Here is a 21,140-nt window from a genome sequence, read left to right as displayed (position 1 = left end):
AAACGCTCCCCGACCCACCCGCCTCCGTGCAAGAACAGGCGGTTTCGCTTTTACGGTGGGAAGATCCCAATCTTTCAATCCAACCCTGTCCAAAGGAGATGCGCGAACCCAGTTATAGGGCGACGGGCGAAATGACGACCGATGGCCAATGTGCATCCGGCCCCTGCTGGTTGATCGGGTCCTATTGGGCACGGCGTGCCGTGCCCCTACGGGGGGCGTGGAAGGGCACACCTGTACGTTTACTCCAAACCCACTAAAATCGATAGAATTCATTAACTTAAAACTTAACACTTAAAACTTAAAACTATCTTTTTACACCTAAAACGCTCTATTCTTTCTCTGTCAAACAATAGCCATCTGAAAAAGGGGTTTAAAGTTATCATCGTCTAGTCTATGGATTGCACGATGAAACGAAACGACGATAAGCAGAGCACCATCCCACCCCATGTGACTCAGACCATTCTGGAGAGCATTTCCGATGGCGTTTTTACGGTCGATCACGATTGGCGTATCACCTCTTTCAACCGTGCGGCCGAAAGGATTACGGGCATGGATCGGGAGCAGGCCATCGGCAGGTATTGCTGGGACGTGTTCCGTTCCAACATGTGCGAGACCGATTGCGCCCTGAAGCGCACCATGCGGCAAGGTAAGGCTTTTGTCGACAGTGCCACCTATATCGTCAACAGCCAACAGCAGCGTATTCCGGTGGTGGTATCCACCTCGGTGCTCCAGGACGGGGACGGCAATGTGCTGGGTGGGGTGGAGGTGTTTCGTGACGTCAGCCAGGTGGAGGAGCTGCGCAAGGCGTTGGAGGGCCGCTACCGGGTGGGCGACATCGTTAGCCGCAGTCCCTCCATGCAACGTATTTTTAAAATATTACCTCAGGTGGCCCTCAGCGACAGCACTGTTTTGATCCAGGGCGAGACGGGCACCGGCAAGGAACTTTTGGCCAAGGCGATTCACAGCATGAGTCCTCGGGCAAAAAGCCCTTTCGTGGCCATCAATTGTGGTGCATTGCCGGACACCCTGCTGGAATCGGAACTGTTCGGCTACAAGGCCGGCGCCTTCACCCATGCCACGCGGGACAAAGCGGGCCATTTTGCCATGGCCGAAGGGGGCACTCTGCTGCTCGACGAAATCAGCGAGCTGAGCCCCGCTTTTCAGGTGCGCCTTTTGCGGGTCCTGCAGGAGAAGTGCTACCAGCCCCTTGGCGCCACCCGGACCCAAAAGGCCGATGTGCGGGTAGTCGCGGCCACCAACAGGCATCTTGCGGAGATGGTGCGGCAAGGCTCGTTTCGCCAGGATTTGTTTTACCGGGTCAATGTGGTGTGCCTCGATTTGCCGCCCCTGCGGGAACGCAAGGAGGATATCCCCATGCTGGTCGAGCATTTCATCGGCCGCATGAATCGGATCCACGGCAAATCGGTGCAAGCCATCAGCCAGGAGGCGCTCTCCTTGCTGATGTTTCACAACTATCCCGGCAACATCAGGGAACTGGAAAATATCATCGAGCATGCCTTCGTGCTTTGCCCCACCGGCGAAATCGGTTTGGGCTGTCTGCCCGAATCCCTTTTGGAAGCCGCACCGCGCCCCTCCTCGTCGGTGAATTTACAGTCCGCCATTCAATCCACCGAAGCCCGGGTCATCATGGACGCCCTCGAGCGCAACAATTTCAATCGGCTGGCGGCCGCCCGGGAGCTCAATATGCACAAAAGCACCCTCTATCGCAAAATCAAGAAAATCGGCGTTCAGCTGCCGGAAATGGACGGGCGCAGCGGCAATCGTTAATGGTTGCCGCCCTATCGTCGCGATGATGCGCCTGTCATATCCGCCGGTTTCTCATGCATGCGACGAATAGCGTTATTGTCCCTCCGAAAACGGCATCTGATGGTTCATCGCTGCGTCAGCGCTCTTTCGAAAGCCTTGCGGTAGCGGCAAGGGCGCGGCTGCCGTGCCCCTACGCCATGGACGTTCGATAGCATATGAGGACCGGAACTGCCTGACGACGCATGGCGCATGTAGACACGGGCCTGTCTCCGTGATGTGCCCACCGGATCCACTGAAAGGCACAACCCTTGCTAAGGATTCTGAACAAAGGGGGAGCCGGAGCCGATGCAAGTCGCCCTCACAGTCTGGGAAGGCAGGATATCGCCACTTTTCGACGTTTCGCGCATGTTGCTGATCTTGCAGGTAGAGGCGGGGCGCGTCGTCGGTCAATGTTATTCGCCATTTCGAAGCGCTTCAATCCTTGCCCGGGCGGCCCGTTTGGCGGACTTGGGTGTCGATTGTCTGATTTGTGGCGGTATATCCCGTTTCTGTGCCCAAGCCGTCGAATCTTACGGCATCCGGATCCTACCATTTGCGGAAGGTGCCGTAGAAGATGTGTTCGAGGCCTGTCTGGACGACCTGGTCGCCCATGGCGCAACTTCAATGCACAAGAACGGATCGGCGGCAGCGCCGAACCGCGGATCCACATCCCGTTCGATCCAAAAGGAGGTCCAATACATGAAAATTGCCATTACCGCCAGCGGTACCACACTGGACGACACCGTCGAACCCCGTTTCGGCCGTTGTCCCTACTTTATTTTTGTCGATCCCGAATCCATGGATTACGAGGCGATGCCCAATCCCAACATCGCCTTGGGTGGCGGTGCCGGCCCCCAATCGGCCCAACTGATGGCTGAAAAAGGGGTGGCGGCGGTGCTAACCGGCAACTGCGGCCCGAATGCCTTTCAAACCTTCGGTGCGGCCGGCATCGATGTGATCACGGGGATCGGTGGCAGTGTGCGGGAGGCGCTGGAAAAATTCAAATCGGGTCAACTGAAGAAATCGGGCTCCCCGACGGTGAAAAACCATTTCGGCATGGGTGGCGGCATGGGCATGGGCGGCGGTCGCGGGATAGGCGGTGGTGGACGTGGAATGGGCGGTGGTGGACGTGGAATGGGCGGTGGTGGAGGTGGAATGGGCGGTGGGGGACGCGGTATGGGCGGCGGCGGTATGATGCGACCGGCCATGACGGGTGCGGGCCCTGAGCTGCGCGGTTCAACAGCGGTGGATGCAGCTGCCGAAACCGGTACACCCAAAGATGCCGAAATTAAACAACTGAAACAGACGGTTGAGGACCTGCGGCGTCAGCTCGATGAGGTGCGCAGCGGAGTGATGGATAGTGGTTGAACATCCACAGCGGGCCCTGTGGGCCGTTTTAAGTTTTGGGCCCAAAACTTAAAACTGGCCCGCCAGGTCCCGATGGCGGCATTGATGCGCATGACCTCTTGTTGCTGCGCAACACCGGCAACCATTTTCCGGTGCCACCCGCGGAGGCCGTCCGGATATCGCCGAGACCATCGTTGCCTCGGCGATATCCGGACGGCCTCCGGTCTAAATTAGTCCTCTTGCGAATTTGCGGAAGCCGAGGCGCTGGCTATTTCGGCCAGACGCCGCTCAATTGCTTGCAATTGGTTTTGCAGCAACTCGGCTTCGTGCTGCAATTCCTGCTTCTCCGTGCGGGCATCGAGCGGCTGATTAGGCGTGGCATAACCGCCCCCGAAACCGCCGAAGCGCATGAAACCGGGAATACCGGTGGCATAGTAGCGATTGCGCCATCCGCGTCCGACCCCCGCACCACGGCCCCGACCGAGCCCGGCACCGAATCCGAAGCGGCTGACACCGGGTTGTGCGTAGCCGCCGCAGAAACCAGCCCCACGCCCGGTCATGGCGCCCATTCCCATTGGTCCTGTACGATCTCCTCCAGGCATGATCCTATCCTCCTTTCCCAATCAGATCGATGAACCGTGCAAACCATAGGAGCGCTGTTTGCGCGGTAACTGCTCAAAAGTTAAACATAGCATGGGGCGTGCCAGTGTGGTGATGTTGCATAAGTGTTTTGAATACGGATGGATATCCGTATTGCCAGGTGGAAGTCAGGGTTGTTGGGTCGCGCCCATGCAACTTTGGTACGGCGTGCCGTGCCATGCGGGTGGATCGGGGCTACCCGGGCACGGCATGCCGTGCCCCTACGGGTTGGGGGAAGGGTTGTATTTGCTCAACTGCTCGACCAACCCCAACACCATAAAATCGATAGAATTCATTAACTTAAAACTTAACACTTAAAACTTAAAACTATTATTTCAATGACCAGACCGGTTTGCGTTTTTCGAAGAAAGCCTTGACCCCCTCTTTTGCATCGTCGGTGCTGCAGAGGCGGGCGAACGCTTCGTTCATGTAGTCGAATTGTTGCTGGTACGCCATGTCCTCCGCGTTGTAGTAGGCGGTTTTGGCGATTTGGACGGCGATGGGGCTCTTTTGGGCCAGGGTTTCCGCCCATTTGCGGGTCTCTTCGTCCAGTTCTTCTTTAGGTGCCGTTCGGTTGATCAATCCGAGGTTCAATGCCTCCTCGGCGGGGATCAAGTCGCCGTAAAGCAGCAGTTCCAGCGCTTTTTTACGGCCCACCGATTTGGAGACGGGGATCACCGGCCCGACACAGTTGAGGCCGACATTGATGGCGGTCAGGCCCATGCGGGCATTGGCCGCTGCGATGGCCAGGTCCGCCGCCGCCACCAGACCCATGCCGTTGGCGGCGGCCACACCGTGGACTTGGGCGATCACCGGTTTATGCAGTTTGGCGATCGCCACCAGGGGCCGTTCCATGCGTTCGATCCACTCCCGGTAGGAGAGGGTGGTCTGGCCTTCCAGCTCATGTACATCAATGCCGGCGCAGAAAGCCTTGCCCGCGCCCTTGATCACCAGCACCCGCACCTTGGGGTCGTTGTCCAGGTCCAACAGGGCTTTGTAGAGTGATCCGGCCATGACGCTGTTGAAGGTGTTCAACTGGTCCGGCCGATTCAGGGTGATGGTGCCCACCCACTGTTCCGAAACCTCCACGAGCAATTCATCATAAGCCATGTTGCCGTCCTTTCGGGGTTGAATGTGAAAGTATGGTGTGCATTACCGGCATCTGCGAGAATCGGGTCTTATTGGGCACGGCGTGCCGTGCCCCTACGGTTTGAAAGCCGGCTACCGGCGCATGTATAACGCCGATGCGAAGGCCGGCCTTGGGGTCGTTTGCGCTATCCGGCATCACCCGATTTCAGGATGATGCGGGCATCCGCCAGGGAGGCGCCTTTGTGGTGCAAAATGACCGGGTTGATATCCATCTCCTCGATGTCCGGATAAGCTTCCACGATGTCGGAAACCATCAACAGTAAATTGACCAGGACCTTGATATCGTAGGGCGGGGTGCCGCGAACGCCCTTGAGGATGGGGGCCGAAAGGGTTTCCTCGATCATGGTGCGGGCGGTCAAGCGTGAAATCGGCAGCACGCGAAAGGCCACGTCCTTTAGGATTTCCACCATGATGCCGCCCAGACCGTACATGATCACCGGGCCGAACTGTTCGTCGATCTTGGTGCCGATGATGATTTCCACACCCTCCTCCTGAATCATGGGCTCCACCAGGACGCCGCGGATGTCGGCGTCGGAATTGAAGGCCTTGGCATTTTGCAGGATCTGGGCGTGGGCATTGCGGATGTCGGTTTCGCCGGCCAGGCTGAGTTTAACGCCGCCGGCATCGCTTTTGTGCAGGATGTCCGGCGAGACGATCTTCATCACCACCGGCCCGTCGATCTCCCGCGCGGCTTGTACGGCTTCATCCTCCGAGGCGGCCAGGCGGCCAGGCTTGACCGGCGCGCCATGCAACTGAAACAGGCGCTTGGCCTCATGCTCCAGCAGGCTGTTGCGCCCTTCGGCTTGCGCCTTGGCCAGAATGGCACGTCCCTCGGGCTTGGCTTTGGCGCCCCAGTTGAAGACGAAGTTGGTCTTGGCATGGTAGCTCTTCAAATAGTTGCCGTACTCGGCCAGCACGGCGATGCATTTGCAGGCCACATCCAGAGAGTCGTACACAGGCAAATTGTAGTAACGGCACAGCTCCAGAGAGTGGGGCCTTTCAGAATTGTACAAACTGTGGATCACAATGGGTTTGTGCCGCTTGGTCACCATTTTGCCCATCTGGTGGGCGGCGTCTTCCTCTTTCAGGGCCAAGGATTCGGCAAAGCGGATGCCATAGCCGCCAAAGAGACCCACCAGCAGCAGGCCGCCGACATTAGCATCCTGGAGGATGATTTTGGCGCAGTCGGCAAACAGGGAGGGGTCGGCATCGGTGCCGCCGGCCACATCCACCGGATTGACCACCGAGGCGGCGGCCGGCAGGATTTGGCGCAGCCGCTCCTTGGTTTTCTCCTCCAGCTCGGGCAACTTGATGCCGTGATCGGTCAGGATGTCGGCGGCGATGGTGGCATGACCGCCGCCGTCGGCCAGGATGGCCACCTGGTTGTTGCGGATGGGAGGAGCGCTGGAGAGGGTTTCGGCCACGGGAAACAGTTCGTCCGAGTTGTCGATGACGGTGATGCCGGCCCGTTCGAAGGCCCCCTTGGCCACTTCCGACATGCCGGCCAGGGCCCCGGTGTGGGAGCCGGCCGATTTCTTGCCGGTGGTCGAACGGCCGCTCTTAAGCAGGATGATCGGCTTTTCCTGGGAGGTCAGGTAGGCCTGCTGCAGAAAGGAGCGTCCGTCCCGCATGCCTTCCACATACATCAGGATGGCGCGAGTGCTGGGATCAGACCGGAAATACTCCAAATATTCATGAAAACGGATGTCGGCCTCGTTGCCCACGCCCACATAGTAGGAAAACCCCTTGCGGCTTTTCAGTTTTGCTTCGGTGATCAGGCTCAATGCCATGTTGCCGCTCTGGCTCAGCAGCGCGATCTCCCCCTTGGGCACATCGCGCAAACCCACCAGATTGAGACTGTCCACCAGGTTAAGCATGCCGGAGGTGTTGGGCCCGATCAACCTTATGTTGTGACGCCGGGCCACTTCCACGATCTCCTCTTCCAGCTTGCGGCCCGACTGACCGGTTTCCCGGAAACCGCCGGCCAGGATGACGGCGCCGCCCACCCCTTTTTGACCGCACTCTTCCAAAATTTTGGGAACAGTGGCCGCGGGAGTGCAAATCAGGGCCACATCCACCGGCTGCTCGATCTCGGAGATGCTTTTGTGACAGCGCAACCCCAGGATGTAGTCCTCCTTGGGATTGATGGGAAATATCCAGCCTTCATATTTGCCTTCGAGCAGAGTGCGGATGCTCTGATAGCCGCGCTTGGTTTCCGATTTGGAGGCGCCCACGACCGCGACCGAGCCGGGGCGCATGACTTTTTCCAGTCCCATTGCGTCAACCCATTCCTTTATTGTTTGCGTTTCTCGAAACGATCCAGGGCATCACCGCGGCTTTTGGTGGCAACACAGGCCAGACAAGCCTCGACCTCAAAATCCATCAGCGCTTCCAGGCTCATTTCCCCACTGGCCAGGTGGAGCCCCCGTTTGATCATTTTCAGTGAAAACATGGCGTTTTGCGCGATCCGACCGGCCATGGCATACACCTCTTCCATCAATTGTTCGGCCGGCACCGCCTTGTTGACCAGGCCGATGCGCTCGGCTTCGCGGCCGTCGATGGTGTCGGCGGTGAAGAGCAGCTCCTTGGCCTTGCCCGGCCCGACCAATTGCTGAATCAAACGAAAGGCGCCGCCGGTGATGGAAGAGGCCACCCGCGCTTCGGGGGAACCGATCTGGGCCTCCTCGGCGGCAATGCGGATGTCGCAGGCCAGGGCCAGTTCATATCCCGATCCCAAGGCGTAGCCGTTGACGGCGGCAATGGTCGGCTTTTCAAAACGCAGAATCTGGCGCGACACCTCCTGGAGCGATTCCAGGTAGTCCCGGTACTTGTCCGGCGGGCGATCCTTGGAGTCTTTGAGGTCGGCGCCGGTTGAGAAGGCGCGCCCCTCACCGGTGATGACCACCACTTTGACCGCTTCGTCCTGCCGGGCATCGGTCAGGGCGGATTGCAGATCGAGCCAAAGCTGTTTGTTCATGGCGTTGAGCACCTTGGGACGATTGAGCATGATGGTGGCAATGCCATCGGCCTTCAAGTACCGGATGGTTTCCAGATCCATTTGTAAGTCTCCTTATGGCGGAAAGGCGGGTGATGGTGACCGGCGTTTGACGACGGGGCGCCGACGCTCAGGAAGCAGAGGGTTCGTAGTTGGTGCTGTCACGGGCGAACTGCTCGAAGCCCCGGGTATCCAGAAAACGGCTGATGATGGCGCTGACCTGATCGGCGGTATCAACGCGGTAGGTTCCGTTGGAATTTCTGGGCGCCATTCGCTTGGCGTTGGCAACAATCGCTTGGAGGGCGGCGGCGGTGATTTCAATGTTCACATTGACCAGCAGTTTGTCCCCCTGGTTCTCCGGCATGGTGATGCGCTCCTTGTGTTCGATTGGCTCGGTGCCGACAGTCGGATCACCTCAATATTCATCGTTATTTCTATAGCAAGCCGCGGATAGGGGGTCAAGCATCCATGGTAGGCCGACAATTTTTTGTTGAATCGAATTCACCGCCTTCTTCGGGTCATGATCCAGTTTGTGCTTTGTTAATGATCAATTGTTTGATATTAAACCAATTATTATTTAATTACCACAGCATCCCGATCCAGTTTCACCCGGAGAATGGATTTTCCCATGCCGACCGATTTCCCAATTCTTGTCGTGGACGATGACGCGGTGACACGCGCCCTGATCACCCGCTATCTGAAAAAGGCCGGTTTCGAGGTGCTGGGCGTCGTTAACGGCAAGGAAGCTTTGGCCCAACTGGAGCGGCAATTTTGTCCCATAGTGCTGACCGACTGGATGATGCCTGAAATCGACGGGCCCGCACTTTGCCGGTTGATCCGGGAGAAAAAGACCGACCGTTATGTGTACATACTGCTGATCACCGCGCGGGACTCCAAAACGGACATTGTTTCGGGGCTGCACTCGGGGGCCGACGATTACCTGACCAAACCGATTCACTCCGCCGAACTGCTGGCGCGGATCAATACCGGAATCCGGATTCTGCGCCTTGAGCAATCATTGAAACAGGCCAATGACGAGATTCGCCTTTTGTCTATCACCGACCCGCTGACCGGCTGCTTCAATCGTGCCTATTTAAATGAACGACTGCCCCGGGAGATGGAACGTTCGCGGCGTTACGGCCATCCGTTGTCGGTGGTGATTGCGGACATCGATCATTTCAAGTCGGTCAACGACACCCATGGACATCAGGCCGGCGACACGGTCTTGCGTCACTTCGCCCTCGATTTGCGGAACCAGGTGCGGCAGGATGTGGATTGGGTCGTGCGTTATGGCGGCGAGGAGTTTTTGATTGTGCTGCCCGAGACCGATCTCGACGGTGCGCGCATCATGGCCGAACGGGCACGGCAAGTGGTCTGCCGCAACACCGTGACTTGCGATGACGTGGAGCTGTGCATCACCTGCAGCTTTGGTGGTGCCACGGTGCATTGGGGGCGACATGGCGACGCGGATGTTTCCATGGACCAATTGATCAACGCGGCGGATCGGCAACTGTATCTCTGTAAAGAAAAGGGGCGTGACCGCGTCAGTGTCGCATCGGCGGTGCCGGGCAACCCACCCGCCCCATCCGTTTCCACCACCGGATCGTAGCCGTCCTCGCTCACCCTTGTCGCTCCATAAGCTGGGTCACGACTACGTTTGCAATGGCGTCCGTCAGGGAAGTGGGGCAGGCTTTGGATGCCAGATCGGAAATGCGCGCGAAACCTTGGGCAACAAAGGTTCGGGCGTCACCACCTTGCGGGTGAACGCCGAAGCGGATCGATTGCAACTCCTGGCCGGCCAGACGGCGCATCAAGTTCTTGGTGGCCCAGATCCGGCCATCGTCGGCCAACCGGGCAAGCAGCTGGGCGGTCCGTTGGTTGTCCCCCAGGACCATTACCTGTTCGCCGCAGGCGGTGTTGCACAGACGCACGGGACCTTCAGCGGCATGCAACCCCATGTTCAGTCGCAGCGGATGGCGCCAGCCGATGCGGATTTTCCACTCCCGCGTGAGATCCGCCATGCATCGTTTCAGGTTCAGGGCGCAAGCGAGTGCGTCTATCGGGCGCAGTGGTTCGGTTGGATCGGAGGGCAGGAAAATGCCTTGGAAAGCGGTGCCTGCTTGATGGTGAAACAGGCCGCCATGCTCCGCCATGACCTTCATGGCCATCTGTAAAAGGCTCTCCACCAACTGTGCGTAGGCATCGTCCAGCAATTCATCTTGCAAGATGTCGGCTTTGTCCAGTCGGGCGGCCAATATACACAGCGGGCTATAAACGGGGCGTTGGTGTTGCCGCAGCCAGGCCAAGCGGGCATGAAGCGGCGCGGCCGAATCCTCGCCGCCGCCCTCGAAGATTATCAGACGTTGTTCGCCGAAGGTGGTGCCGAAAACGGCATACCGCACAGAGCGACCATCGGCGAGGGTTTGTCGTAATTGGTCAGTCGACGCGCAAGACGGCGTGTCCGCGACGTCCAATCCGTTGAGCAGGGCGCGCAGACACTCTCCCGGCCGGCCCTCCCTGGCGTCGATCAATTGCCGCAGCTGCGATTGCGACAAGAAGGTCAAGGCTTGGCGAAGAAAAAATGCGATCCATTGGCGCCAATTGTCCACCTTGGATTGGAATCCGGTATCGAACAGCAGATCGAAGAGGGAAGGGGGCGCGTCCCGATGGGCGACCGCATCGGCCGTATTCTGCCATATGCGGGAAGCGGCGGTTGCGTTTTGCCAGATGATGCGCAAGCGACGGTCCAAAAGCAATGCAGGGGCCGCGATGGCCGATGGATCCAGTTCGGGGCCGGGGGGCTCGGCGGGTCTTGTTTCCCTGGCGGCGCGCCGCTTTTCAATTGGGGCGAAGGGGATTGCGATGGCACTCAGTGGATGGACTTCAGGGTCTGATTGCTCTATCATGTTCGACTCCGGATCGAGACGGCAGGGCGCGGGAAAAGCCGTCGCGCAATCCGCCGATTGCCGGCAATTTCCCGTCACCCGCCTGAAACAGGTGCAGGTGCGAAGAGCAGTATCGAATGACCAGTATGGGAATTGGGCCCGTTTTCAACCAGGAGACCGGATTTGTCAAGCAAAAATCAGATGAACGATTATCAAAGAGAACAATGGGATGCATTGTCTCTCATAATGAGTCGAATCAGCCTCCTGGACCCCACCCAGAGGGGCGGTTTACAGGAGCGCATCGCCCCCTATCGCGATTTTCGGCAGCGGGTGGACCGCTTTCTGAGCACCCACTTCGGAGAGCACTGCACGCGAAACTGTTTCACCAACCGCCTCAGCGCCTGCTGCAGCAAGGACGGCATCGTCACCTTTTGGGCCGATGGCGTGATCAACGCCCTGAGCGCTTCCGCGGCGCAGATGGAAGATCTGTTTCAGGCCCTGCAACAGCCGCATCACCCTCAAAAATGCACCTATCTGGGTCCGGCGGGATGCCGCTGGGAGGTGCGCCCGTTGATGTGCGCCATGTTTCTGTGCGACCCGGTGCAAGCGCGGGTGTTTGAAGGGCGCAAGGATACGGAGGCCGCCTGGGAGGCCCTGCAACAAGAGGCCAAGGGGTATCGCTGGCCTGATCGCCCGGTGCTTTTCGACTGGCTGGAGACCTATTTTATGGAAATGGGGTGCCGTTCGCCCTTGATGTACATCAATCACAGCCCCGGTTTGCTGCGTATCAAACGACAAGGTTTGCGAAACACCCGGTGATCGTCAGCGTTGAAAGGCGTTGGCCAAACCCGGATCCATGATGGCTTCATAGCCGGTCAAACGCGCCACCACCTCTTTTTTGGCATCCAGGAAATCGAAGTCGCCCGTCATTTTGCGATCGGTCACCGCGGTCACCGTCAATACCACCGTGACCTGGTCGGTGGGAAACTTTTCCCGATATTGGCGATAGGTGGCGGCGTAGCTCGGCAGGCAGAGCTGTCGGCGCTGCTCGTGGCACCAGATGATGGCCATTTGGAAGGCGCCGTCCAACACCAAGGGGTCGCCGATCCAGCGGCTGCGCAGAGGGTCGGTCAGCCATTGGGCGGGCACGGGCGCACTGCGGATGGTGGCGGTCATGCCGTCATCGGCCAGGCGGATGATCCGCTCGATGCCGTGCAGGGCATCGCCATGGAACAGCACCTTCTGGTAAAATGCCTGCGGTGCTTGCACCTTTCCGTTGCCTTTGAAGTGTCCGTTTTCGATGAATCCCGGCGGCGGCGGCAGCTGCTCGGCCAAAAGCGCCGTGGCGCGGGTGTGCACCACGCCGTTGCCGTTACGTCCGTCGTTGCGGATCTCCACATCCACTTCGTAGATGCCGTCCTTGCGCCTGGGGCGGCCGGCCATCAGCCGAATGGTTGCCGGAGAACGGTCCAGGGTGATGCCTTTGAGCAGCCGCAGATGATCAATGCCATGGAGCACCAGGCCGGGATTGGCGTGCAGGGCGCCATGGGCCAACCATTCGGTCATCAGGGCCAGCGGCACCACGGGGCGGCCGTTGAGCTGGTGGGACTGCAGCACCGGGCAACGGTCAACGTCGATCTCACGCCGGGCGGCCTGGACCATGACATCCTCCGGCAGTGCCGCCGCGACCGGGGCGGTGGCTTGGGCAGGGGGAATCGCGGCGGCCGGCAGGCCGGCGCCGATCACTACCTCCACCGCGGCCGCATCACCGTGTCCCATTTCAGCCACCATGGCGGCGGCGCCTTGATCGACGGGGATCAGTTGTACCCCTTGGGCCAGGAAATTGCGCTTGAGGGCGGGTGACACCATACCGCCGTCCCAGGGACCCCAGTTGATGGCCGTCACCTTGCATCGGGGACGCAGACGGGCTTGCTGTTGGGCGATTTTGTTGAGGGTTTCGTTGGCCATGGCATAATCGACCTGACCCGGGTTGCCGCAGCGGGCGCTGACCGAGGAGAAGAGCACCAGGTAGTGCAGCTCATCCTGCTGCGTGGCCGCCAACAGCGTCCGTAGTCCTTCCACCTTTGTCGCGTACACCTGCTGAAACTGTTCCGCACTCTTTTCTGCGATCAGACGATCCGCCAACACCCCGGCGCCATGGATCAAGCCCTTGACGGGGCCCAGGGTTTGGCGGATTTCCGCCAGTGTTTCCGTCACGGCCGCCGCATCGCGAACGTCCAATGAAAAATAGGCTGCGCGTATGCCCGCCTTTCGACAACGGTCCAGGGTGTTCGTGATTTCCCGGTTGGCGATCCATTGCCGGTAGGTCGATTCCAGGTCTTTGGGGGTGAGTGGACCCTCGGCATGTTGCAGCAAGACCTGCTTCATCTCACCTTCACTGGTTAGCGGGGCCAGCCAATCGGGCTCGGCGATGGGTTGCGGCGAGCGCCCCAGCAGGGCCAGGGTGCAAGGCGTCCGCTGTGCCAGGGCCAAGGCCGAGGCCGCCGTCACGCCGCGCGCACCGCCGGTCACCACCACTACATCCTCGGAGGCCAGGGACAGGGTCTGCAGGTGACGGGGGGCCGCCGTGACCTGTTGCAGGCCGGTGCGTCCCTTGTCGCTCAATCCCACCTCGGTGGTCGTACCCGTGGATTTACACAACATCTCGGACACGGCCGCCTTGGCCGCTGAAGCTGGGTCGGTCCAGCGGGGATCGACGTCCAGGGCGCCACAGCGGATGGCAGGCCACTCCAGCGCCGCCGTTTTGGCCAAACCGGCCAGGCCGCCCTGTTCCGGATCATCAATGGCTTGTCCGGTAAATCCGAAGGCGCCGTCCAGCCAGGTGACGGTATGGAAAAAGGCGTGTCCCTGCAAGGCCGCTTGTTGCAAGCGGGGCGCGGCGCCCTTGGCCCACAGGAAGGCCTCCAGGGGATTTATGGGGGCCACCAGCACCAGGCCGGCCCAGCCGGATGTATCCGCGATTCGGTTGCGGTCTTCCACGATCAGCGCTTCCCAGCCGTCGTCGGCGAAGGCGGCCGCCAGCTGTTCGGCCCATGGGCCGTTGCCGGGCGCCACGATGGCGATTTTACCATGGTCGGGTGCGGGGCGCCGTGGCTCGGCGTCCAAGGGCGGCAGGGCGACGGTGGCGATCTCAAGGCAAGGCACAGGGGCGGCGGTGGTCGGGGGCGATGCCTGTTCCGCCGTTTCCACGTCGGTCGGTCGGGCCGCCGTTGCAGCGGTTTGGGATAGGGCGGCGGGACGGTCGGAGGCGGTGTCGATGCCGGACCGGCCGTCGCTCAAGTATTCGCAGATCTGCCCCAGGGTCTTGAGGGTGCCCACCATGTCCGGCGTCACCTTGGGCAAGTGGGGCATGCGCTCTTCCAGGGTGGAAAGGATCTCCACCCGCTTGATCGAATCGATGCCCAGATCGGCTTCGATGTCCATCTCCAGCCCCAGCATCTCCGCCGGGTAGCCGGTCAGCTCGCTGACGATGTCTACGATGCAGTGTTGCACATCCGCTGCCGCGGCGCCGCCGGCAGCGGCGGTTGTGGCAGCCTCGGCCGTGGTTGGGCCGGATTGGGTACCGGCTGTCGCGGTGCCGTCGCCGGTGGTCAGGTATGCGCAGATCTGTCCCAGGGTCTTGAGGGTGCCCACCATGTCCGGGGTCACCTTGGGCAGGTGGGGCATGCGCTCTTCCAAAGTGGAGAGGATCTCCACCCGCTTGATGGAATCGATACCCAGATCGGCTTCGATGTCCATCTCCAGCCCCAGCATCTCCACCGGGTAGCCGGTCAGCTCGCTGACGATGTCTACGATGCAGTGTTGCACATCGGCCGTCGCGTTGCTGACGGCCGCTGCTGTCGGGGGGGCTTCGGCCGCGGTTGAACCGGTTTGCGCAATGCACATCGCGGCGCTGCCGTCGGCGGTGAGGTATTCGCAAATCCGGCCCAGGGTTTTAAGAGTGCCCACCATGTCCGGGGTCACCTTGGGCAGGTGGGGCATGCGCTCTTCCAGGGTGGAAAGGATCTCCACCCGCTTGATCGAATCGATGCCCAGATCGGATTCGATGTCCATCTCCAGCCCCAGCATTTCCACCGGATAGCCGGTCAACTCGCTGACGATCTGCAACAGGTTGTCCTGCAAAGTGGCATCGACAGCCCCGGTCGATGCTGTTTGCGTTGGCGCCTTTTGGGGTGAAACCTTGTCTGCCGGGGCTTGAGGCGGCACAGGGTCGGCGACGGATGGGTTGCGGGCGTGTCCTGAAGCTTGCCGAGGTGTGGCGCCGGAGTGAAACGCTTCGCTCATCGGCGCCTCGGCGGCCTGAAAGGCGGCTGCGGGTTCAGAAAAATGGCGTGCGCGGGCCGGCGGTGCTTCCTGCTCGGATAAGGCCGTCCCTTCGACACTTGCCAAATACTGGGTGCTGCGCAACATCTGCTGCAGGGTGCGATGGGCCTCGGCCTGAGTCTCCAGATATTTTTGATGGGCCTGGGTGGTTTGGGATTGCAGCGATTGCATGGCGGCCAGGCCTTGCTGCACGCCGGCCAGGATTTGGTTGAAACGGGCTTTTCGGTTGTCGTCCATGGGTTCACGCAGGGTCCGAGCGCGGTGATCGGCCGCGATATGCGAGGTTCGAGGTTCGCCGCCGGCAGCGGCGCCGGTCGTTTTGAGCGGCGTTGGGCGGTTTGGGGGCGCCGCCGACAAGGTAGGCCGTGACGTCGGGATTGTCGGCTCGGCCGATGCGACGGCGTGTTTGACCCGCGGTTCGGTTGCAGGCTCCTTGGGCAGCGGTGGCGTCACCGGTTTGGCCGGACGGGGCCGGCGGTAATTGGCCCCGGACAGGGGGATGCGCATGCGCAAGGTTCTGGCCGGCGGAAGAGGGGTCTCCCAACGGTCCAGCCGGACCGGGTACCCCAGGGCACCGAGGTGGGCCAGCACCGCGGCCAGATCGATGACGCCGAAGCGTTGACCGGCGGAGCTGTCCAGCGCTAGGGTCGTGTGGGACCGTTGTCCCAGAATGGCCGTCACCAGGCGGGTCAGTACCGACTTGGGGCCCACTTCGATAAAGGTGCGCGCCCCGCCGGCATACATATTTTCGATGTTGCCCACGAAATCGACGGGGTGGGCCAGTTGACCACCGAGCAGGGCACGTGCGGCCGCTGCATCGGCGGGATAGGCATCGCCCCGGGTATTGCTCATAACGGGCACCGTTCCGGTTTGCCAATCCACTTGATCGACCGCTTGTTGAAACGGTGCCTGGGCCGCGGCCACGAGGCGGCTGTGAAAGGCGGCCGCCACGGGTAAGCGCACCGTGCGCCATCCCTTCTCGCGGCACAGGGTTTCCGCGGCGTCGATGTCCACTGTAGCGCCGGAAAGCACGCCTTGGGCAGGGCTGTTGCGGTTGGCCAGGACGATGGGCAGTTCCATGGATTGCACCATCTGCGCCAGGTCCTGTAAGGGGGCCGTCACGGCCGACATGGCGCCGGCATCTCCCGCGCACTCGCCGGCCGCCGCCATGGCCTGACCGCGGGCGACGGAGAGCCGCCACAGGGACGGACGATCGAAACGACCGGCGGCATGCAAAGCCACCAGTTCGCCGTAGCTGTGGCCGCAGGTGGCAGTGGGGGCGATGCCGAAGCGTTGCAGAACCGCCAGCGCGGCCGCGCTAACAGCGCCGATGGCCGGTTGCGCCACTGCGGTGTGGCGCAGTTGTTGGTCGTGGTCGGCGGCGTCGGGCATGCGGGGGTAGAGCAGATCGCTCAAGGGGTGTTCGCCGTCGAAGTGCGCTTCGGCTTCCTGCAAGGCTGCCAGGGCTTCGGGGAACACCGCCGTCAGGTCGCGCCCCATGCCCACATATTGGCTGCCTTGTCCCGGAAAAAGAAAAACGGGCGGTTCGGTCGGTGATCCGCTGCCGATGTAGATGTGGCCTTTGGGGTCGACGAAATCCTGGCGTCCCTTGTCGAGATGGTCGGCGGCGACGTCGCACTGACGGTGCAATCGGGCCGCCCCTTCGGCAGGGGCGATCACCAGGGTCGCGCGCCAGGGGGCATCGGCCTGAAAAGCGCCTCGACTTTCCGCCGCCGACCGGGCGATGGCATCGGCGCGCGCATCGCTTTCGATGGCGCCGGCCCATTGCCGCAATCGAGTGGCCAGGGCTTGGCCGCTGTCGGCGCAGAAGGCGGCGATTTCAACCGCGCCGTCCCATGAGGGTTCGGTCTTGAGCGGGTCGTACTCCTCGAGCACGGCGTGGAAGTTGCTGCCGCCGAACCCGAAGGCACTCACGCCGGCCCGGCGGCGGCTCTTTGTGTCGGCCAACCAGGGGCGCAGGGTGTGGTTGATGTAGAACGGGCTGTCGGCCACCCCGAGTTTGGGATCCGCCGGTTGGGCATTGAGGGTGGGGGGCAGCACTTTGTGGTATAGCGCCAAGGTGGCCTTGATCAGGCCGGCCGTTCCGGCGGCGGCCTTGGTGTGGCCGATGTTGGATTTGACCGATCCCAGGGCGCAGCGGTTGGGCGGTCCGTCCCCTTGCCCGAACACTTCGCACAGCGCCCGGAACTCCACCTCATCGCCCACCCTTGTGCCGGTGCCGTGGGCTTCCACCATAGCGACGCTGTCGGTGGTCACGCCGGCCTGCGCGTAGGCCTGTCGCAGGACCGCCACCTGGCCGCTGACCCGGGGCGCATAGATGCTCTGGGATTTGCCGTCGCTGCCGGCGCCGATCCCCTTGATCACAGCGTAGATGCGATCTCCGTCCCGTTGGGCGTCCGCCAGGCGTTTGAGCACCACCATGCCCACCCCTTCGCCCAGCAGGGTGCCGTCGGCTTCTTGCGAAAATGGCCGGATGCGGCCGGAGGGGGAGAGGATCTGCGTCCTGGAGAAACACATGTGCATGAAGGCATCGTTGATGGTGTCCACCCCGCCGGTGATGACCATCTCCGCGCGGCCGGTGGTCAACTCCATCAATGCGGTGTGAATGGCGCCCATGGAGCTGGCGCAGGCGGCATCGAGCACGCAATTGGTGCCCCCCAGATCGAACCGGTTGGCGATCCGCCCGGCCACCACGTTGCCCAGCAGGCCGGGAAAGGAGTTTTCTTGCCAGCCAACGTATCCATCGGCGATCCGATCCATCACATCGCGGGCGGTCTCTTCCGGCACACCGGCGTCGGCCAAGGCCTGCCGCCAGATGGGATGGCCCAGGCGGGCGCCGAGGGGAATGACCAGCTCCTGGGTGCCGGTCACGCCGAGAATGACGCTGGTGCGCGCGCGATCAAAGGTTTTTTCCCCGCCGTAACCGGCATCGGCCAGGGCCTGCCGGGCCACCAGCAACCCCAGCAGCTGGGACGTGTCGGTGGCCTCGATGACCGATGGCGGTATCCCGAACTCGGTGGGATCGAAATCGACCTCCGGCAAAAAACCGCCGCGGTTGCAGTAGATATGGTCCGGCTTTTTGGGGTCGGGATCCAGATAGGGGCGTAAATGGGCATGGGTCTCGGGCGGATCGGAAATGGCGCACACACCGCGGGTCAGCAAATGCAGAAAGGCTTTATGGTCGGGCGAATCGGCGAAAATGCAGCCAAGGCCGATGATGGCGATCGGGGTTTGATGGGGTTTTGATGAGGGCATTTTTTTTATTAAGAGTTTTAAGTGTTAAGTTTTAAGTTTTAAGTTAATGAATTCTGTCGATCCGTATGGCAACAGCCATTTGCGGGCAATATAGCGGTCGCTCCGACAGTGGGGCGTGACCTTAATACGGACCTATAGTATATACGGAAACGGTTTGCAACCATTGACGGTGGTCGACAGGTTGTGCTATTGGCATAACAACTTTGCAATCTAAAAACTCGAGATTCAATTGGTTGTGCGATGTTCGCTTTATGAATTCAAACCGTGGACGATGACAGGAACAGCAGGCCGAATTCACCTTGTCATGACAAACCGAGATGACGGCCGACTTTTTCCCCACCGATTATGATCTATTACCAAAGCAAATACCTGGCTGAGAAGCTGGACATCAATCTGGCAAAGTGGAAGCGCTGGTCCCGCTCTTTTCTGCCGCCCGATCCGCTTGGTGGCCTGCAGTCGGGCGTGGCCCGCCAATTTACCCTGAAAGAGGCCTTCAAGGTCTATTTCGGGGGCTACATGGTTGCCCGATTGAAGTTCACCATCCCGGAGGCCCAGCGCATCCTCAACGATTTGTCCCCCTGGTTGAGATCCCACGGCTACTTCCAGTTTCAAGCGGAAAACCATCGGTCCGACGGTCGCAAGGCATCCGAGGAGCGCCACCTGGTCTACATCCATCCGACCGCCAATGGCCGTTTTGCCTATAGCCTGCGCAGCTTGCACTGTTGCGGCCCCGCCGACGCGCGCCGGAAGGAAATCTATGATCAGACGCTGGTACACACGGATAAAGACCCGCTGATCGAGGGATGTGGGCTGAGCGCCCAGGTGGTGGCCGTAAGCGCCCTGTATCACAAATTTCTGGAGGGATTGGACGTTTGAAAAAGTGCAAACCGGCGCCGGTTCATGCCGTCCGCGTTTCGATCTCTTCCGGCGGTAAGGGACGGAAAATCGCCGCTTCGGCGGGCAGGGAAACCCCTTGTTGGCGCAGCCAGCCGCAGCGCACCAATCCCGCGGCGCCATAGAGAAGGTTCATTCCGACGACGGCAACGCTGCGCGCATCGGTGCGTTCCAGAAAAGAGCCTTTGGTCCAGGCGTTGAAAGCGCCCATGGCGGGTCCGCACCAGATCTGGTAATCCATGCGACGGCTCGGTTCGCCGGTTTTGGCCCATAGGGAGGATTGTCCCAGGTAGGAGCGAAAAACCAGCGCCATTTGGTGTTTGGGATTCTTTTCGGCCCGCTCGATCTGAGTCGGGTCCCGCTGTTCGAAGAAGCGCCGAGTGGCCTGCCATGCTTCCGGGTAAGAGGCGCGTAGCAGGTCCTTCTCGATGCCGGCCCGCGTTGCCGGCGGAATCTGCTCATAGGATTCGTGGGCGCGGTACAATTCGTATAGCTTGGCCGCCCGCATGGCGAACATGGTGCTCCTTTTGAGCACCTGCACCTTGACCCCCATTTCGAACATGTCGGCGGCCGGCGCCATGATGACATCGGCCTGCTGCGTCTCGGCCAGCATTTCGCGGACGGTTGCCGAAGTGTCGGCCTCGATGCAGGCCTGGTTGATGGAGCCGGTCAGTACATAGGCCGCACCCATGGCGAAGGCGGCCGCGGCGGCGTCCGGCGTGGCGATACCGCCGCCCAATCCCACCCGCAGCGGCGCTTTGAAACCGTGCCGCGCCATGGCATCCTCCCGCAGGGCCAGGAAGGTGGGCAACAGAGTGAGGGCCGGTCGATTGTCCGTATGCCCGCCCGAATCGGCCTCGGCGGTTATGTCCCGGGCCATGGGCACCTGTTCGGCCAGGCGGGCCTCCTGCTCCGTGATTTTTCCCTGACGCAACAGTTCGGCGATCAGCTTGTCGGGCGGTGGCGCGAAAAACTTCGCGGCCACCTCCACCCGGGACACCTTGGCCACGACATGGTTTGGACAGATAATGGTGCCGTCCGGCCGTTGATGAATGCCGCTGATGCGATACCGGACCAGGGGCAGGGTGAGGCCCAGGTAGGCCGAGGCCTCCACCAGTCGGATGTTGCGCGCAATGAAAAGATCCGCCACGGCCTCTTCCAACAGGGGATCGTTGGGGCTGTGGATCAAATTGAATCCATAAGGCACATCGGTTTGCAAGGCGGCCAGGCGATCGATGGCGGTGCGCACTTGATCCAGGTTTTGGCCGCCGGTGCCGAAAAACCCCAGCATACCGGCCCGGCCGGCGGCTTCCACCATCTCCACGGAGCTGATGCCGTTGGCCATGGCGCCGATCACATAGGCGTAACGCAATCCCAAATCCCGCTTGAAGCCGTCATCCCCCAGCGCTTCGGGCCGCAACGGCGGTGTGAATCCAAGCAAAGGGCGGCCCTCGGGCAATCCATCCATGGCGCGGCCCCATACAAGGGTGCCCGTTTGAGACACCGCCGGCTGTCGGCGATTCTCTCCCACTACGTAGACCGGTCGGCCCAACCGGCCCAGCGCCTCATTAAATGCCTCGGGTCCAAACTGCAGCGACTGCTCGTCTCCAATCCAGCGTTGGATATCGGGTCCATTTAAAACGTCCGTCATCGTCTTTGTCCACCTGTTCTATTCATTACAAAGCGTCATCTTTAACATCCTTCGCGCCCTATTTGAAGGAGCAAATCCGACGGAAACAGGTACATCCGCCGGATGCATCGTGCGTTGTGGGAAGGTTGGGAAGGTTGTATGGAGCGTTGAACGA

13 protein-coding genes and 1 pseudogene are annotated in these 21,140 nt (G+C 60.8%); 6 read left to right on the top strand and 8 right to left on the bottom strand.

Going from position 1 to position 21,140, the window contains the following annotated elements:
- Positions 1 to 405: 405 nt before the first annotated feature.
- The 3 genes and pseudogenes from MRX98_RS18230 (at position 406) to MRX98_RS18225 (ending at position 3,174) form a co-directional block, all read left to right on the top strand.
- The gene (locus tag MRX98_RS18230) at positions 406 to 1,788 is read left to right on the top strand and encodes a sigma-54 interaction domain-containing protein (RefSeq protein WP_246913419.1); all 1,383 of its coding nucleotides are present in this window, start codon (positions 406 to 408) and stop codon (positions 1,786 to 1,788) included.
- Between the two features lie 324 nt (positions 1,789 to 2,112).
- A pseudogene (locus MRX98_RS22280) lies at positions 2,113 to 2,382 on the top strand (NifB/NifX family molybdenum-iron cluster-binding protein); the annotation flags it as partial.
- Positions 2,383 to 2,505: 123 nt separating this feature from the next.
- On the top strand, positions 2,506 to 3,174 hold the full coding sequence (locus tag MRX98_RS18225) for a NifB/NifX family molybdenum-iron cluster-binding protein (protein ID WP_246913417.1): 669 nt from the start codon (positions 2,506 to 2,508) through the stop codon (positions 3,172 to 3,174).
- A gap of 209 nt (positions 3,175 to 3,383) precedes the next feature.
- Here the strand turns inward: MRX98_RS18225 and MRX98_RS18220 are convergent, their stop codons facing one another.
- The 5 genes from MRX98_RS18220 to MRX98_RS18200 all read right to left on the bottom strand — a co-directional run bounded on the left by MRX98_RS18220 (position 3,384) and on the right by MRX98_RS18200 (position 8,300).
- Positions 3,384 to 3,755, bottom strand: coding sequence for a DUF5320 domain-containing protein (locus tag MRX98_RS18220; protein ID WP_281432429.1), 372 nt, complete (start codon positions 3,753 to 3,755; stop codon positions 3,384 to 3,386).
- A gap of 367 nt (positions 3,756 to 4,122) precedes the next feature.
- Positions 4,123 to 4,902 carry an enoyl-CoA hydratase/isomerase family protein gene (locus MRX98_RS18215; protein WP_246913413.1) on the bottom strand — a complete coding sequence of 260 codons (780 nt, stop codon included), beginning with the start codon at positions 4,900 to 4,902 and terminating at the stop codon, positions 4,123 to 4,125.
- A gap of 164 nt (positions 4,903 to 5,066) precedes the next feature.
- Positions 5,067 to 7,217, bottom strand: coding sequence for an acetate--CoA ligase family protein (locus MRX98_RS18210; RefSeq protein WP_246913411.1), 2,151 nt, complete (start codon positions 7,215 to 7,217; stop codon positions 5,067 to 5,069).
- Between the two features lie 17 nt (positions 7,218 to 7,234).
- Positions 7,235 to 7,999, bottom strand: coding sequence for an enoyl-CoA hydratase/isomerase family protein (locus MRX98_RS18205; protein WP_246913409.1), 765 nt, complete (start codon positions 7,997 to 7,999; stop codon positions 7,235 to 7,237).
- 67 nt (positions 8,000 to 8,066) lie between these two features.
- Complete coding sequence (locus tag MRX98_RS18200) at positions 8,067 to 8,300, bottom strand: hypothetical protein (protein ID WP_246913407.1); 234 nt, start codon at positions 8,298 to 8,300, stop codon at positions 8,067 to 8,069.
- Between the two features lie 264 nt (positions 8,301 to 8,564).
- Between MRX98_RS18200 and MRX98_RS18195 the strand changes: the two genes are divergently transcribed.
- Positions 8,565 to 9,545: a diguanylate cyclase gene (locus MRX98_RS18195; protein WP_246913405.1), complete on the top strand. Its 981-nt coding sequence runs from the start codon at positions 8,565 to 8,567 to the stop codon at positions 9,543 to 9,545.
- Between the two features lie 10 nt (positions 9,546 to 9,555).
- On the opposite strand, the gene MRX98_RS18190 is transcribed toward MRX98_RS18195, so the two are convergent.
- Positions 9,556 to 10,842 (bottom strand): nucleotidyl cyclase domain-containing protein, encoded by a 1,287-nt coding sequence (locus MRX98_RS18190; protein WP_246913403.1) that lies wholly within the window; start codon positions 10,840 to 10,842, stop codon positions 9,556 to 9,558.
- A gap of 225 nt (positions 10,843 to 11,067) precedes the next feature.
- Between MRX98_RS18190 and MRX98_RS18185 the strand changes: the two genes are divergently transcribed.
- Positions 11,068 to 11,640: a hypothetical protein gene (locus MRX98_RS18185; protein WP_246913401.1), complete on the top strand. Its 573-nt coding sequence runs from the start codon at positions 11,068 to 11,070 to the stop codon at positions 11,638 to 11,640.
- Between the two features lie 3 nt (positions 11,641 to 11,643).
- On the opposite strand, the gene MRX98_RS18180 is transcribed toward MRX98_RS18185, so the two are convergent.
- Positions 11,644 to 18,441, bottom strand: a complete 6,798-nt coding sequence (locus MRX98_RS18180; RefSeq protein WP_246913399.1) for a type I polyketide synthase — start codon at positions 18,439 to 18,441, stop codon at positions 11,644 to 11,646.
- 345 nt (positions 18,442 to 18,786) lie between these two features.
- On the opposite strand from MRX98_RS18180, the gene MRX98_RS18175 reads away from it, so the two are divergent.
- Positions 18,787 to 19,317, top strand: coding sequence for a hypothetical protein (locus MRX98_RS18175; RefSeq protein ID WP_246913390.1), 531 nt, complete (start codon positions 18,787 to 18,789; stop codon positions 19,315 to 19,317).
- A gap of 22 nt (positions 19,318 to 19,339) precedes the next feature.
- On the opposite strand, the gene MRX98_RS18170 is transcribed toward MRX98_RS18175, so the two are convergent.
- Positions 19,340 to 20,986 (bottom strand): PfaD family polyunsaturated fatty acid/polyketide biosynthesis protein, encoded by a 1,647-nt coding sequence (locus MRX98_RS18170; RefSeq protein WP_246913388.1) that lies wholly within the window; start codon positions 20,984 to 20,986, stop codon positions 19,340 to 19,342.
- Between the last annotated feature and the right edge of the window lie 154 nt (positions 20,987 to 21,140).

The organism is Desulfatitalea alkaliphila (assembly GCF_022968795.1).
GTDB classification, from domain to species: Bacteria; Desulfobacterota; Desulfobacteria; order Desulfobacterales; family Desulfosarcinaceae; genus Desulfatitalea; species Desulfatitalea alkaliphila.
This window is presented reverse-complemented; position numbering and strand designations above follow the sequence as displayed.